The sequence below is a fragment of the Paenibacillus sp. CR_12 genome (assembly GCF_041953985.1).
Classification (GTDB): Bacteria; Bacillota; Bacilli; order Paenibacillales; family Paenibacillaceae; genus Paenibacillus_AQ; species Paenibacillus_AQ lautus_A.
The window spans coordinates 534738-550553 of the sequence record NZ_JAVFHO010000001.1; the positions used below are offsets into that span (position 1 = coordinate 534738).

The window sequence follows — 15816 nt, forward strand, 5'->3', positions numbered from 1 at the left end:
GGGGGGAATCAAATGGCGTTTGATCAAAGAGTACTAGTGGTTGATGATGAAGCCGATATTGTCAGGCTGCTTCAAACCGTGCTGATCAAAGAGGGGATCGATCAGGTGTACACCGCAGCTACGGCAGAGGAAGCATGGATTGAATTTCAGCAGCGTCAGCCCGATATCGTTATCCTGGATATCATGCTTCCCGACGGAGAAGGTTACGAGGTGTGCAAGAAAATTCGCAGCATCTCCAATGTCCCGATATTCTTCTTGTCGGCCAAGACAGAGGAGATTGATAAAATCCTGGGTTTTGCCATCGGCGGTGACGATTACATTACGAAGCCATTCAGCCCCAAAGAAGTGGCGTACCGGATAAAAGCCCGATTTCGCAGACCGGAAATGCCTCAGCAAGAGGAAAAGCCGAATCGTCTTGTTCAAGTAGGACCATTTGAATTAGATGAGGAAAAGATCGAACTGAAGAAGAACGGCAAGGTCATTCCGCTGAAACCGAAGGAGCTTGGCTTGCTGACGCTGATGCTCAAGCACCCGGGCCAGATCATGAGCAAGGAAAGTTTATATGATCAGGTGTGGGGCGAGGAATTTTTCGGTTTCGATAATACCGTGATGGTGCATATCCGAAGACTGCGGGAGAAAATCGAGGAGGATCCCTCGAATCCGCGTTATCTGCTGACGGTAAAAGGCCTTGGCTATAAGCTGGCCGTAGAGGAAGAATAAGGCATGAGGTGGAAGCTTACCGGCAGGTATCTGGTCTCCGTCGTGCTTATTGTCGTCATCGTGATTATTATGAATATCATCGTTGTCATCGGCTTGTTTGTTATGCAATCGATGAATGAGGATTTCCTGACCACCGGCAGGCAAACCTCGGCAGAGGCGATTTCCCGATCCTTCAGGGAGCATATCGTGATTTCGGAATCCGGTGCTTCCGTGAGCGAGAAGGGCAAGGACATTCTGAAGCAGAATGAGGCCTGGCTTCAGGTTTTGGATGAGGATGGCAGGGAAATTTACCGTTATCGGGCTCCTGAAGGAGCGAAAACGAAATACACTCCGATTGATATGGTGCAAATTTATAAGTACATCGAGAAGGACGTGCTATCAACCGTCTTTATCGGCGAGAAAACATACTCCGATCATCGTTTCAGTTACTTGGTTGGCTTCACTTCTCCATACTTGGAGCGGCAAGTGCTCACGATCGACACTCGAAATTTTGTACAAACGTTCAAGATCTTTAGCTTGATCCTCATCATCGTTGACGGATTCATCGCCTTATGTATCGCATATATCTTCAGCAAGCGGCTGACCAAACCCATGTTTATGCTGATCGACAGCATTAAGCGGCTGGCGAACCGTAATTATCACATCTATCACCAGCCTAAAGGGGTGTACAAGGATGTGTTTGCCAACATCAATCTTCTATCCCAAGAGCTGCAAGCAAGCGAGAAGGAAAGAAAAAAATTGGATGCGATGAGGGAAGAGTGGATCGGCAATATCTCGCATGACATCAAAACGCCCCTGGCTTCGATTCAAGGCTATGCCGAAATGATGAAGGATACGGAGTACCAGTTCTCGCAAGACGAAATAAGGGATTATGCCGGGATCATTGAACGTAAATCCATCTATTTGCGGGACGTGATTGAGGATTTGAATCTGTCGACCCGCTTGAGGAACAAAGAGCTGATGCTGAATAAGAAGCATATAAACATTGTTAGTCTGGTCCGCAATGCCGTGATCGATACCTTGAATAACCCAAGTTATTCCAATCGGGACATTGAATTTGGAAGCAGCCATGAAGCCATTCAAGTCGAGGTTGACGATATCCTGATCCGCAGGGCGATCAGCAACTTGATTTTCAATGCAATCGTTCATAACCGCGAGGATGTTGCGATCAAGGTTCAAGTCGAGAAGAACGAGGATCATATTCTTATTCGGGTGGAGGACAATGGGAAAGGCATTAAGGAGGAAGAACTCGGAAGAATCTTCGACCGTTATTTCCGGGGGACGAATACGGGAGAGCTCCATAAGGGATCGGGGCTTGGCATGGCTATTACACGTGATATCGTCATCGCCCATGGCGGGGAGATTAAGGTTCGCAGCGAGGTTGGCCAAGGCACGATAGCGGAAATCAAGCTTCGCCTTGCGTAGAGACAAAGGCTATCCTTCCAGATAGGGTCGTTATGCGGACGATGGCCAAGGTTTCCCGAGGCTCGTCAAATCCCTCACGGCCGGGAATAACCCGGAGTAATCATTGCGCAAGCTGGATACACTACCGTAAAAAGGAGTGTATCATTATGAAACTGCTTGTTAAGTTATTGGTGCATGGGGTTATGATAACGGCTCTGTTGGTTTCCCTAACCGATGCTTCGTTCATCGGTGCCCTATTGACGGCAGTGGGGATCGCCATCATTGCTTACTTGGTAGGGGATTTATATATTCTGCCTCGCACCAGCAATATGATCGCCACGATAGCGGATGCCGGCTTGGTATTTGTCATGCTGTGGATCATCGGCGCCGCTGCCAACTGGACCATTGATTTCTCGGAGATTCTGCTGCTGGCAGTACTTGCGGGGGCATTTGAGTATTTCTTTCATAGCTGGATCAGGGGCGAGCATCTTCTTAACAAAAAACAGCGAGCCTCGTAACTGCGCATTGCGTAATGAATCACGGACTTGCGCTTCTATAAGCAATATCAATTTAGCCTGAGTAATCAGGCTTTTTTTATTCTCTGAGTCTTGGACCAGCTGCCGTGGCGTTGTGACAAATATTATTTCTTACTTAGAGAAGAGGGAATAGATTCGATGTAGGCGACCTTCGAATCTTAAAGAGAATTGAGGCTGTTAGGAGATGGTCAATATCAAAGGGAAGCGATCCCATGCATTGATTGGCCTTCAAGCATTCTTGGCGATCGGCGCGTTGGCAGGGGGAACGATGCTTATAACGGATCCTAGTGGTGAACTCATTGGGATGCCCAGCTCATTATTGCAGGACTCTTTCTTTCCTGATTATTTAATTCCAGGCATTCTTTTATTCTGCGTGTTTGGCATCCTGCCTCTGATCACGGCTTCCGGACTGATTCTAAAGTGGGAGTGGGACGCAGCTCAAAGATTCAATATTTTCAAAGAAAAGCATTGGTCCTGGACCTTTTCTTTATATTCGGGTTTTGAGTTAATCATCTGGATTATGGTTCAGGTGTATATCCTGGATTCCGTTTCCTTCATACATCTGGTATATGCCATGCTTGGTTTGATGATCCAGATGGCCACGATACTACCATCCGTACAAGCAAAATATACGATGCAATGAAGAGAGTCAAGTCACACCGGCTGAAACGTCAATGAAATAACCCCATCGCTCCTTTATGAGCAATGGGGTTATGTTCTTTCTTACATTTTACGGCTTCGCGCTTTTCCAATACGCATAAGCATGCACGACGCTGCCGGTAAAGGAAGGTGAATCCTTTAATAAAGCAGGCAGCTTGGCAAGTTCTTCCTCCATATAGGCGGCACCTTCTTCGTGGAAGGTGATATGATCGCCTTCATGACTGGCTTTGATCTCTACCGATATCTTGATGGGCTTGCCCAGCTCATCGGCAAATGCAATCTCTTCCTTGGAAACCCCGACGATGCCGTTGGACCCCTCCGCTACATCCCGGAAGGCCATGAGGGAAACATGGTCCATACGATTGATCATCCACTTGCTGAGCGACATGTCTTCGCCGGTGACTTTATATTTATCCAGCCACACGGCCATATCCATGCTGGCTTCCAATGAAGAATCCTTTTTCAATTCCGTAACGAATGCATCCAGATTCGCGGTCCATTCTGAAATAACCTGCTGCGAATCCTCTTTCCATGCCGGCAGCACATAGGGCTCAATGTCCAGGTGAATGCCGTGGAAACGCTCATCGCCTTCAACGGCGCGATTGTAGCTCTTCACATAATTGACGAGCCGCATCATTCTCGGCCGGTTCTCCTCAAGGGCCCATATCGGATGTCCGCCCATGGCATGAACCTCGATTCCTGCCGCAGCCGCTTGTTTAACAAACGACGAGTACGAGCTGTACGGCTGTTCCAGATCAAGGCGTACATATAGCCAGTTCAATTTCTTCTCTTTGGCAAAATCAAGAATTTCCTGACTGTTTTGAACGACTTCATGGGCTTCCCATATATAAGTGCCTCTTACCATAGGATCCCTCGTCACCGGATCCGCATCCGGCACGCGCTCGCCTTCACCGGGTTCTGGTTCTGGATTCGGCTTCGGGGCCGGTGACGGGGAAACGGGATCCGTGCTTCCAGGGGGAACGATCTCATCAGCAGACATGCTTTGCCAGTTGCGAATATCGTGGATTGCGACACCGGCAAAGGATGGATAAGAACCGAGCGCACTGGAGAGATGATCCAATTTCTGATTCAACTTGTCCTTCCCGTGTCCATAAAAGGTGGTATAAGACTCGCCTGGCATCTCTTTGGTATTAACTCCGATCAGAATCTGTTTCCCAAGCCTGTCGGCAAGCTCAAGCTCAGCCCGCGTCAAGTCCAGAATCCCATGCTCGGATTCCACTTCATTCCGGTAAGCCATGACGGTAACATGGTCAAACGCACCGATCAGCCATTCATTAAGTCCGGTTCCATCCGCCAAGGCGTATTGGTCAAACCAGAAAGGAATATCGATCCCAAGCTCGAGTCCCTTTCCGGAAGCTAGGCTCAGGAACGCCTTAAGATTTTGTTCCCAGGTGGTGATGATTTGGTCCTGTTCAGTTTGCCACTTGGCAAGCACATACGGTTCTACATCCAGATGAATCCCGTCGAATCGGGCACCTGCCGCAACCTTGCCGTTATAGTCGATTACCCAATCAGCGAGACCGAGCATGTCATCGAGATGTTCGGTGAGCGCCCATCTAGGGTCTCCGCCCAAGGCATGGACCGCGATTTGGTCCTCATGCGCACGCTCTATAAACGCCTCGTATATCTCCGACGACAGCTGACGATCGATCTGCAAGTAGATCAGATTAATGCCTTCTTCGCGGGAAAAATCAAGCAGCTCTTCGCCGCCATCCTGTATCAGGTCCGTCTGCCATATCCAAGTCGCTTTTTTTGAATTATTTTCGCCGTAAGCCGGGGTATGCAGCCCCACCAGAAGCATAACAACCAAGAGGCTAGCAAGCTTCTGGTAACCTTTCACTTTCATGTTTTCCCTCCGTTTCTCTGCGAGAACTCCACGTATTCTCTGTTTAGTAAACGGGGTTATTATAGCATTGATAGTTCAAAAAAAGATGAGCCCAAGTTCTTACAGGACATTATAGTCACCAATCAATCGAACGGGTGATCGGTATAAAAGGAACTAGATACAAAATGGAATAATATAACTAAATGACATAAATTATATGAATATGAACAAGAATAAGGCTAACAGCTCAGGAAGAAAGTTGCGTTTTTGGCGCTTGGTTGGTCCAGTGTCACTGTTTTGGGAAAGGTCAGCATTATATTTAATAGCTGCGATCCAGAATGGGAGAGCTATGTCATCATGACTAGTAATTTAAGACAGTGGGCAAGCATAAGCGACTTCAGCACCCGAACACAATCGGTCATCAGGATACCGCAAGCAGCAGCGAACCGTATAAAGGCGGGAGTTCGCGTCCATCCTAGAACTAAAATGTGAAGGTGGGCGTTAACATGATTAATTTGGAATCGCGACTGGAGAATATGGAGGATCGTTTCGTAAACATCGATACTTATCTATGCAAACACGATTTTACGTTAGCCAGCAATTGGGATTACAAGCATGGCTATTTGGATAGGAGATTGGATCAGGAGCGGATGGTGTGGCTTCGCATTCCCTTTCACGTAACCAAGGGCAGCTTGGATGGCGAATGCGGCGGATGCCATGCAACGATCAAGCTTGGCCGACCATTTGTCTTCAGGCATATATATAATAAGGGGACCGATAAGCATGCGAGACCACGTTTATTGGGAGCTCTCTTCGATCAATTCCAGTCGCCGATCGACCCTGACGCCTCGGTGGACGATATGTGGGTTGAACAAGCGAGAAAAGTCTTGGACGAGGTGGAGACGGGGTATTTGCATTAACATTAAGATATCCTAAGAGATTCGGGACGCTTGGTCTCTTTTGGCACATCTGCAATATAATGAAGCAAGGGCTCTGATGCATGCTGCATGCGAAGGGCTCTTTTTTTGTTCAGTGCAAGAATATACAAAAATTAAAGATCATCCTTTGAAAACCTTAGAACTTTTTTGGAGAAGGCTCAAATGATAAAGCATCCTGATATAGTAAGATTGACTGAATATGCGGTCCTCATTGATTAATAAATAGACGAAGAAGGTGATATCACCCATGAATAAAAGAGCTTTGTTTAATGATGGATGGACGTTTGCAAAAAGCGGTTTGGACGTTGAAGATTCGGAGAATCTACAATTTCAGCCTGTTGATCTTCCTCATGATTGGCTCATACATAACACGGAGGATTTATACGAGAATAGCATTGGCTGGTACCGGAAGGAATGGTTGCGGAATAATGACGGCGGTCAGGTCTTCCTCTGTTTTGACGGTGTGTACATGGATTCTTCCGTCTATGTCAATGGTCGTCCTATGGGCGAATGGAAGTATGGCTATTCTTCATTTGAACACGAGATCACGGATGCGCTCCGGGACGGTGAGAATGTCATCGTCGTAAAGGTTGTGCATCAAAGCCCGAACAGCCGATGGTACTCCGGGGCAGGCATTTATCGGAATGTATGGTTAAAGACAAGGGAATCCAACCACATCGTCACGGACGGCGTTTATATAGCGACTAAGCATCGGGAAGATGGATGGCTGGTTGAAGTCGAGACGGAAATGAAGGTCGTGGATGATGTGCTGATCAAGCATGTGATTTTGAAGGATGGGCAGATCATCGCCGAGGCTTCTGACCGGGTCGACGCCAATCGCACGTGCAGCAGTGCAGGCAGCATCATAAATACGCAAACATTAGCTGTCAAGGATCCGCTGCTCTGGAGTCCGGAAGAACCTAACTTGTATCAATTGGTGACCGAAATGAAGCTGAGCGGAACCAAGCGTTCCGCAGTTTCGCAGTATGCAATCTTGGAAGCCGTCACTCATAGCGTGGGATTCCGACACATTCGGCTGGATCCTCATCAAGGGTTCCTGCTGAACGGCAGCAAATTCAAATTGAACGGCGTATGCGAGCATCATGATCTCGGCGCTTTGGGAGCAGCCTTTAACAAAACCGCATTGGCGAGAAGGTTTAAGATTCTGAAGGAAATGGGGGTTAACGCGATTCGCACCGCCCATAATATGCCGGCCAAGGAGCTGATGGAGCTGGCGGATGAAATGGGGCTGCTGATTGTATCGGAAGCCTTCGATATGTGGGAGCGGCCGAAGACGCCTTATGATTATGCCAGGTTCTTTCGGGAATGGGTTCAGCGTGACGTGAAGAGCTGGGTCAAACGGGACCGCAACCATCCGAGCCTTATCATGTGGAGCATCGGGAATGAGATATATGATACTCATGCGGACGAGAGGGGCCAGGACATCACAAGAATGCTGATGGATGAGGTTTATACATACGATCCCAAGCAAAATGCAAAGGTTACCATCGGATCGAATTATATGCCTTGGGAGATCGCGCAGCAATGTGCCGATATTGTCAAGGTAGCAGGATATAACTATGCCGAGAAATATTACGAGAACCATCACCGGGAACATCCGGATTGGATCATATATGGCAGTGAGACCGCGTCCGTCGTACAAAGCAGAGGCATCTACCATTTCCCGTTCGAAAAATCCATCCTGGCCGATGATGACGAGCAGTGTTCTTCCCTCGGCAACAGCTCGACTAGCTGGGGAGCGAAATCGGCGGAGGCATGCATCCTGGCTGAACGGGATACGCCCTTCTCGCTCGGTCAATTCATATGGACCGGGTTCGATTATATTGGAGAGCCTACGCCGTACCATACTAAAAACTCCTATTTCGGACAGATTGATACGGCAACCTTCAAGAAGGACTCCTATTATATCTATCAAGCCGCTTGGACGGATTACAAAACGAAGCCCATGGTGCATCTGCTGCCCTATTGGGATTTCAATGACGGTCAGATGATAGATGTTCGCATCTGCTCCAATGCGCCAAAAGTAGAATTACGACTCAATGGGGAAACCGTGGGTACGCATGACATTGACCATGCACGAGGAAGAGAACTGGTTGGGTGGTGGAAGATTCCTTACGTCAAAGGCGAATTGAAAGCGATCGCTTATGACGAAACAGGCCGTATCGTAGCCACGGATGCAAAACGATCGTTTGGCGATGCCAAGCGGATCGTCCTGCGTCCGGATAAAGAAGAGCTGAGGGCCGATGGAACAGATCTCATCTTCGTTGAGATCACCATGGAAGATGAGGATGGGCACTCCGTCGAGAATGCCAATAACCGGGTGGAGGTCCATGTCACGGGGGCGGGACGGCTGCTGGGTCTCGATAATGGGGACAGCACGGATTACGATCCGTACAAAGGCCTAAGCAGAAGATTGTTCAGCGGCAAGCTGATGGCGATCATCGGTTCGACGTTGGAGCCCGGCGGAATCGGGATCGAGGTGTCCTCCACAGGCATGGAGCGTCAATCCCTTCATTTGACTTCCATACCCGTACAGGATGATGTGACGCAAGGAATATCCGCAAGCATGAGGAATGAGGAGGGACCATGCCTGACGGGAAACAGGGACGAGATTCCGCTTCGTAAGATTGAGCTGATCAGCGAAAAGGGTCAGGTCTTTGATCCGGCGAATCGACAAATGACAGTTCGGGCCATATTGCATCCACTGGCAGCTTCTTATCAGGAAGTCGAATGGGCCGTCGTAAACGATGCCGGCATCGAATCCAATATTGCGAGCGTCGAGGCCAATGGCCATGCTGCCATCGTAACAGCCCTTGGCGACGGGGAATTTCGATTAAGATGTACGAGCCGGAACGGGACAGGTAAAACCCGGCTCATCTCCCAGCTTGAATTTAAGGTCGACGGTTTGGGTGCAGCATACAAGGATCCATACTCCTTCATATCTGCAGGATTATATGATTACAGTCAAGGTGAAGTCGGGAACGGAAACGAAAGAGGCGTAGCCACGAGCAGAGACGGCGAGACGCAGGTCGGGTTCCGGGACATCGATTTTGGCCCCCATGGCTCGGATACGATTACGATTCCGATATTCGCTCTTTCAAGCGAAGCGTACGCTTTGCAAATCTGGGAGGGCATGCCTGGCGAAGAGGGCAGCTCCCTGCTGGCCGATTGCATTTATCAGAAGGAGTCCAAATGGAACGTGTATCAGGAAGAAACCTACCGATTGTCCAAGAAGCTGCGCGGCATTACGTCGATTTGCTTTGTCCTTCGCCAGAAGGTGCACATCAAAGGGTTTTATTTTCAACCGGGGAATCGAGCCTTTGAGCCCAACTTTGCCGCCGATTGCGACCGGATTTACGGGGATACCTTTACGGTGTTGGACAACAGGTTTGTTCAAGGGATAGGAAATAACGTCTCCCTCGAGTTTGACGAGATGGATTTTTTAGCCGACGGTGCATCGAAACTGGTGGTGTACGGCAGATCCGCCTTAGATAAAAATACGATTCATATTCGGTTTGCGCATCCGGATGGCGAAAGCAACCGGCTGGTCGAATTTAGGCAAGCCTACGAATATGAAGAGCAGGTATTCGATCTGGAGCCCGTGGCCGGCAAACAGAAGGTGACGTTCATCTTCCTGCCGGGAAGCCAATTTGATTTTGGCTGGTTCCGATTTGTGCGAACAGATTCATAATTTGCGAGATAGACCAAGCTGCCGATCAACTCGGCAGCTTGGTTTCGTTATGAAGGATGTAAGGGTTTCCGAACAGGCGCGTAGGAATTTAATTAACCCTGCGGTATAATTTGAAATGATATCATATTTTGGATTGAAGGGACCGTGATAGACATGAAGCAAACCCATAAACCGAGGAGCAAAAGATGGATCAGGCCATTCGTTTGGATATTGTCCATCTTGGCCATCATAATTATCGCAGGTCTTGCCATACTGGATTCACTTACTTACGAGCCGCTGGATGAAGCGAAAGCGGTATTTCAAAGCGACGCGAAGGTAGCGGTTGAACGTCTCCAAGACGGCTATCGCTTGGAGCCCGTGGATGGGCAAGTGATTCAGCCCGACATTATTTTTTATCCGGGCGGATTGGTGGAGCCCGAAAGTTACGCGCCTTTTGCCAAGAGAATGGCGGAGAAAGGGCATCGCGTGTATGTTGCCTCCATGCCGCTGAATCTTGCCATATTCGGACAGAACAAGGCAGATTCCTTCATAGCGGAGCATCCAGACAACCGATATGTTATCGGTGGGCATTCCCTAGGCGGCGTTTTTGCCGCGAGATATGCCAAGGAACATGCGGATGTCATTGACGGCGTATATTTCATGGCCTCATACGCTGACGATGGAGGTAGTCTGAACGGATTAAACCTGTCCGCGCTTCAGATCACCGGTACGCAGGACGGCGTTCTTGATCGAACGAAATGGGAGGCTGCCCAAAAGAATCTGCCGGACGCTACCACCTATGTAGAGATTGAGGGCGGAAATCACGGGCAATTCGGAGCTTACGGTATGCAAAAAGGAGACCATGAACCCGCCATCACCGATGCCGAGCAGCTGGACGAAGTGTCGGAAGCCATGGGGCGTTGGCTTCAGTCTATGGATGATTCCCTGTAACTGAAATGTAACCCGATTGAAACTTCTGCGTATAAAGGTTATAAACATGGATGCATGTTTAACATTTAAAGAAGTTGAGGGATTCCATCATATGAATGTGGCATATACAGATTACGCCGATACGGGATATCGGCAGGCTGAGCAGAAGGCTGCTCAGTATTTTGCATCGCTCCATGTACAGGTAAAGGATAAGAGTTATGTGCCTATACTGACTGAAGACATTCTCATATGGAAAAGAAAGCATGTTCAACGTCAATCATGGCTGTCCTCTATTTTGCCGGCGAAGAAAAAGCCGGATAACCGGGATTATCATAGATACATCGGATGGCTCAACTATACAGGCGAATTGGATGATTATTTGGATCGAAGCATTTCCTATATTTATATGAGGGATCTGGGCATGGCGCTGGATTCCCCTGATACGAAAGAGAGAATACGACGCGTTGTTGCGAATACCCGAAAACTTCTGGTTCGCTCAAACGGAGCAAAAGAGGGAGACACGCCGGATTTTATGAGTCTGGCGGGATTGTACCGTTGGGCGCAGAAGGAAGGCATTGAAACAGCCGTGATTTGGGTCATCAACAAACTGAAGCATGTAGCCTCCCACATCCCGGACAAGATGGATGCAGAGCAAGCCCAGCGCAAATTAATCAAAATTATCGTCGGGGTTGTCATGCATGTTATGGAAGATTTGAATGGCGAAACATCGCCAGCGGAACGCTCAGCGCGTCTTGACGATGCGATCCGGCTGGGTTATTCCTACGGATTAACCTATCCTTTCATAGACGACCTGCTCGATTCAGGGGTCTTGAACGCCCAGGAGAAGGAACAGTACTCCCACATGATACGGCAGGCCCTGCTTACCGGGAAAGTACCGGAACTTGGCCAGTGGAGCGGTAAAAACATGGAGCTCGTTCATTTCGTGCATCAGGAGCTCCGGGATGCATTCGAGTATATTCAAGGGCGGCAGCGCCCGGAAACGCAGCAAACTTTTTTCGAGCAATCCAACGTGTTTTTTCATTCGCAGCATATTGACCGTATCAAGGACCTTGCGAATCCCGATTATACCAATGAAGAATTATATCTGCCGATCATCCTGAAATCCTCTTCCTCGCGATTAATTGTCCGTTCCGTTATAAGCGCAGCGGCGGATGAAGGCTTTGAGGACCGAACGTTCTATTATGGGATCTACAACCAGTTGGCCGATGATTTTGCCGATATGTTTCAAGACATGAATGACGGGGCGGTAACACCTTACACTTACTATCTAAAATATCGCGGCCAACGCCAGGACCTCATCAATCCTTTTGAATTATACTGGGCGGTGATTTCCCACCTGATTCATAACGTGTACCATTCGGACGCCAAGACGCGAGAGGTGATGCTCGACCGGGCCATCAATGGCCTGAAGCGCTGCAAAGAACGTGTCGGCACCGAGAAATACAACGAAATTATGGATATTTTCGCTTCCGGGAACCCGGAATTCAATCGTCTTATCCAGCACATGGTTTCCAAAGCCGATCAGGTGGATTTCCTTGATAAATTGCTGCGTGACCAGATGGTAACCGTACTTAGAAACGAGCGGAAAGAGAAGGATTATTTTATCGATACGTTTAAATCCGTTCGAGATGAGATTAACCAACATTTGCAAATCGACAAGACTCCCGGCATACCGCCGATGAAAGAGTCGCTGATCGATGCGGCCAATTATTCGCTCGAAGGGGATGGCAAGCGCCTGAGACCCATTCTGACTTGGGTAATGGCCGTGAAGGAATATGGACTGCAGGCATCAGCCATCGTGCCCCTGCTGAGATCGCTTGAATACATGCACACCGCATCCTTGATATTCGATGATTTGCCTTCCCAGGATAACGCCTCTACTCGTAGAGGGCGGCCGACCTTGCATCAGGTTCACGATAGCGCCACGGCGGAAATTACCGGTTTGTTCCTAATACAGAAAGCGATCGAAGAGCAGTCCTCCCTGGAAGGGTTTGACCCGAAAACGGTGTTGAAGCTGATACGGTATTCGTCCCAGCGAGCGGGAGATATGTGTTCCGGCCAGGCGATGGATTTGAATTCAAAAGGAAAGGCCTTGTCCTTGGAGCAGTTGAATACGGTTTGTTACTACAAAACGGGGATCGCGTTCGAGGCATCGCTGGTTATGCCCGCCATTCTGGCTCAGGTGAAGGAGACAGAAATCGCAATCCTGAAGAAATTTGCTTACCACGCAGGCATTGCTTTTCAGATTCAGGATGATTTGCTGGATGTGCAGGGGAACGTGGAGCAGCTTGGCAAACCCGGGGGACAGGATGCGGAGAACAACACCTCGACCTTCGTGAGCATTCTGGGGCAGGAAGGGGCCAGCCGGGAAATGTGGGATCATTATTGCCAGGCGATGGAGGCGCTGCAGGAAATGCCGCGCAATACGGCGTTTCTCAAGCATCTATTGAACTATATGGTTAATCGTGAACGTTAAGATGGTCCCGTAACGCGTAGATTGTCGGTAGTCTAAACGAAGGCAAGCGATTGCTCCGGCTGGAGTCGTCAATCGTTCTACTCCCACGGCAGCTGCATATATTTTCTGAGAATAAAGCTGCCGGAGGAGGCAAGGCCAATGAGTGATCCATTGTATGAGCACCGGTTTTGGTTGCAGATTCTTGGGGACCATTGCCGTTTTATTTTTACTGCGCTGTCGCCTAAGGAAAAAGCGGACATCGCTACCGCAGAATCCTTAATGACCAGATTTGATAGGCTTCTCAGTGAATCTCGGCGACCGGATGCATCTACATTCATCGCTAAACTGAACGAAGAAGCCCTTCGTGCTTCGCAAGAATTGCGCGAATTCAAGCTGAATTTATTAGAACGGCAGCTTGCAGGCACCATAGATTTTCTCCTGACCCCGTCCTTTATCAACCACATGGTAAATGAATTGGAGGAATACCTGCGAATTTTGCAGGCCTTGCAAGAGGGGAAGGGAGTGCCGCTGTTCCATCCTTTGCATTATGATATGGTCTGGCTGCAGGATGCCTTTGGTCATGCGGCAAGTCTGGCCGCCGATCTGGATTTTGCCGAGAAGCCGTTGATTGCCAAAAGCATGGCGTTCCAGAAAGATTTTGAAGGGTTTTATCTGAAGGCTGTTGAAATGACAGGGTACCTGCGGACCCGCCTGAAGGATTTTCCCGCCCTGCGCAAATTTCATGCCGATGTAAACCTGGAAATGAGAGTGTTCATGCACTTTCTGTCGGAACTCGAGGAGCTTGAGCTGCGCGGGGAAGTGCTGGACCGGATCAACCCGCTGATGCCGGATCATATGTATCGGGAAGAATGCTACTATCTGTCCAAGCTGGCTGCTCTGGGCGAAGTACAGAGCCCGAACTGCGATCCGACGAAGCCGAGAGTCACAGGTTGATGGATGAAGGATGGGCTCTTTCTCGAGTTAAAAAAGGCAATCTTTACTTTCTTCTCATGGGGCTAAACATTCACTGGAAAAAGGGCCCCGTCGCACTTATGGCGATCTACGGGAGCAGCATCTCCAAGCAAGCCGACCAAGTTAACAATTTGAATGGAAAGCAGTTCTCTTGCTGTCAATGAAGAGGCTGCTTTTTTGATTTTGCCATGACGAGATCGAGTTTTTGATAAAAAAGTACAGTTCGCCTTCGCTGAAATTTGGTATGATGTCTTCATAGGAAGCTACAATCATAAGTGAGAGAAAGGACAAGAAATGCAGACCGGTGAAATCGTTCAACGCGCCATTGATTTTGTCGAAGATCATCTCACGGAACCGCTGGCACTCGAGGAAATTGCCGGCGTGGCAGCCATGTCATTGCCGAATCTCTACCGATTGTTTCACAGTATAACGGGACACCCCGTCAAGGAGTACATACGAAAACGCAGGATCAGCGAAGCCGCCAGCTGTTTGCGCAATACCGATCTGCCAACCATCGATATCGGGTACCGCTGTGGATTTGAGTCCTACCCGGCATTCATGAAATCCTTTAAAAGGTGCACAGGACTAACTCCAGGAGCATACCGGAAAGCTCGGCTGGTCTACAGTTTTGAACGGATGAACCTGAATGAACGGACAACATTCATGGGAGAGCGGGATGCTTCTGAACGCTTTCCTGAAGTAAGGGTTACCCGTTTGCTTCCCCGGAAAGGGATTGGTTGCCTGTTTGCTGCAGAGCATGAGAAAGGGATAGAAACCGCTGCGATCGAGCATTTCCGGACGCTTATGTCTTCTCACCATATCGATATCCATGAGCTGAGGATCTTCGGTTGGAACGTGGATCTGGAGGATGAAAGCAAGCCGTGCGGATATCAATTGCTCGCTGTTGACGTGAAGGAGCGGGCCCGGATGATGAATCATCCGGAACTGCAAGCCATCGTTCTTGATGGCGGGCTGTATGCAGTGGTCCGAACGCCATCGGTGGCGGAAGACTGCATTCAGAACACATGGAACCGTTTGTTCTCCGAATGGCTGCCCAGCAGCGTGTTTGAGCAAGGAAAGCATCATTTCATGGAAGAATATGTACTGAACAAGAATCAAATCGTTCGCATGAAGCTTTACCTTCCCGTGGAACGAAGCAAGTTGATGGGAAAGATCGAAATTGTGGAGTTGTCCACGCTTAAGGCGATAGCCTTTCGTAGAAAGGGGCCGGACTGCGTGGAACAAGCGGATGAAGCTTCGATTGCCTGGTTATCGCGTAACGGGTTTAGGGGCGACTCGCGTATTCGCGTATTCATGCGCTGTGACCACGCTCTGCTGAAGCAAAGCTCCGCCTACGAGATTTATATAGTTCCGCCGGAGGAGTTCCTTCCAACCCTTGAAGATAAGGACATGCAGGTTGAGTTGGAAGGCGGTACCTATGCCTGCCTGGAATCAGGTGCTTATGGCGCGATGACAGGCGTACTTCATCGAATTTATCGATGGCTCGATGCTTCAAGCGAGTTTACGCCGGATCCAGAACGCCGGTGGTATGCCAGTTACGACCTGGAGGGGGCGTCAGATGATGGAATGATCCAAGCGAAGTGTTATGTTCCGGTTAAAATCAAGCAGCAGACATAAGAATG

11 protein-coding genes are annotated in these 15816 nt (G+C 49.0%); 10 read left to right on the top strand and 1 reads right to left on the bottom strand.

What is annotated here, in order from left to right:
* Positions 1–12 precede the first annotated feature (12 nt).
* From RB297_RS02480 to RB297_RS02495, 4 genes are all read left to right on the top strand, one after another.
* The gene (locus tag RB297_RS02480) at positions 13–720 is read left to right on the top strand and encodes a response regulator transcription factor (RefSeq protein ID WP_213578213.1); all 708 of its coding nucleotides are present in this window, start codon (positions 13–15) and stop codon (positions 718–720) included.
* 3 nt (positions 721–723) lie between these two features.
* Complete coding sequence (locus RB297_RS02485) at positions 724–2145, top strand: sensor histidine kinase (protein ID WP_375119625.1); 1422 nt, start codon at positions 724–726, stop codon at positions 2143–2145.
* A gap of 146 nt (positions 2146–2291) precedes the next feature.
* Positions 2292–2642: a DUF2512 family protein gene (locus tag RB297_RS02490; RefSeq protein WP_096775550.1), complete on the top strand. Its 351-nt coding sequence runs from the start codon at positions 2292–2294 to the stop codon at positions 2640–2642.
* A gap of 202 nt (positions 2643–2844) precedes the next feature.
* Positions 2845–3303, top strand: a complete 459-nt coding sequence (locus tag RB297_RS02495) for a hypothetical protein (RefSeq protein WP_192572160.1) — start codon at positions 2845–2847, stop codon at positions 3301–3303.
* 87 nt (positions 3304–3390) lie between these two features.
* Here RB297_RS02495 and RB297_RS02500 read toward each other — a convergent pair whose 3' ends face one another.
* A complete protein-coding gene (locus RB297_RS02500) occupies positions 3391–5187 on the bottom strand; it encodes a hypothetical protein (RefSeq protein ID WP_375119626.1) in 1797 nt (598 codons plus the stop codon).
* 485 nt (positions 5188–5672) lie between these two features.
* Between RB297_RS02500 and RB297_RS02505 the strand changes: the two genes are divergently transcribed.
* From RB297_RS02505 to RB297_RS02530, 6 genes are all read left to right on the top strand, one after another.
* A complete protein-coding gene (locus tag RB297_RS02505; protein ID WP_009592953.1) occupies positions 5673–6086 on the top strand; it encodes a YugN-like family protein in 414 nt (137 codons plus the stop codon).
* A 265-nt stretch (positions 6087–6351) separates the two neighbouring features.
* Positions 6352–9816: a glycoside hydrolase family 2 TIM barrel-domain containing protein gene (locus RB297_RS02510; protein WP_375119627.1), complete on the top strand. Its 3465-nt coding sequence runs from the start codon at positions 6352–6354 to the stop codon at positions 9814–9816.
* Positions 9817–9969: 153 nt separating this feature from the next.
* The gene (locus RB297_RS02515) at positions 9970–10746 is read left to right on the top strand and encodes an alpha/beta hydrolase (RefSeq protein ID WP_375119628.1); all 777 of its coding nucleotides are present in this window, start codon (positions 9970–9972) and stop codon (positions 10744–10746) included.
* 91 nt (positions 10747–10837) lie between these two features.
* Complete coding sequence (locus RB297_RS02520; RefSeq protein WP_375119629.1) at positions 10838–13222, top strand: polyprenyl synthetase family protein; 2385 nt, start codon at positions 10838–10840, stop codon at positions 13220–13222.
* 138 nt (positions 13223–13360) lie between these two features.
* A complete protein-coding gene (locus tag RB297_RS02525; RefSeq protein WP_192572155.1) occupies positions 13361–14155 on the top strand; it encodes a DUF2935 domain-containing protein in 795 nt (264 codons plus the stop codon).
* A gap of 312 nt (positions 14156–14467) precedes the next feature.
* Positions 14468–15811, top strand: coding sequence for a helix-turn-helix domain-containing protein (locus tag RB297_RS02530; RefSeq protein WP_375119630.1), 1344 nt, complete (start codon positions 14468–14470; stop codon positions 15809–15811).
* Positions 15812–15816: the final 5 nt, after the last annotated feature.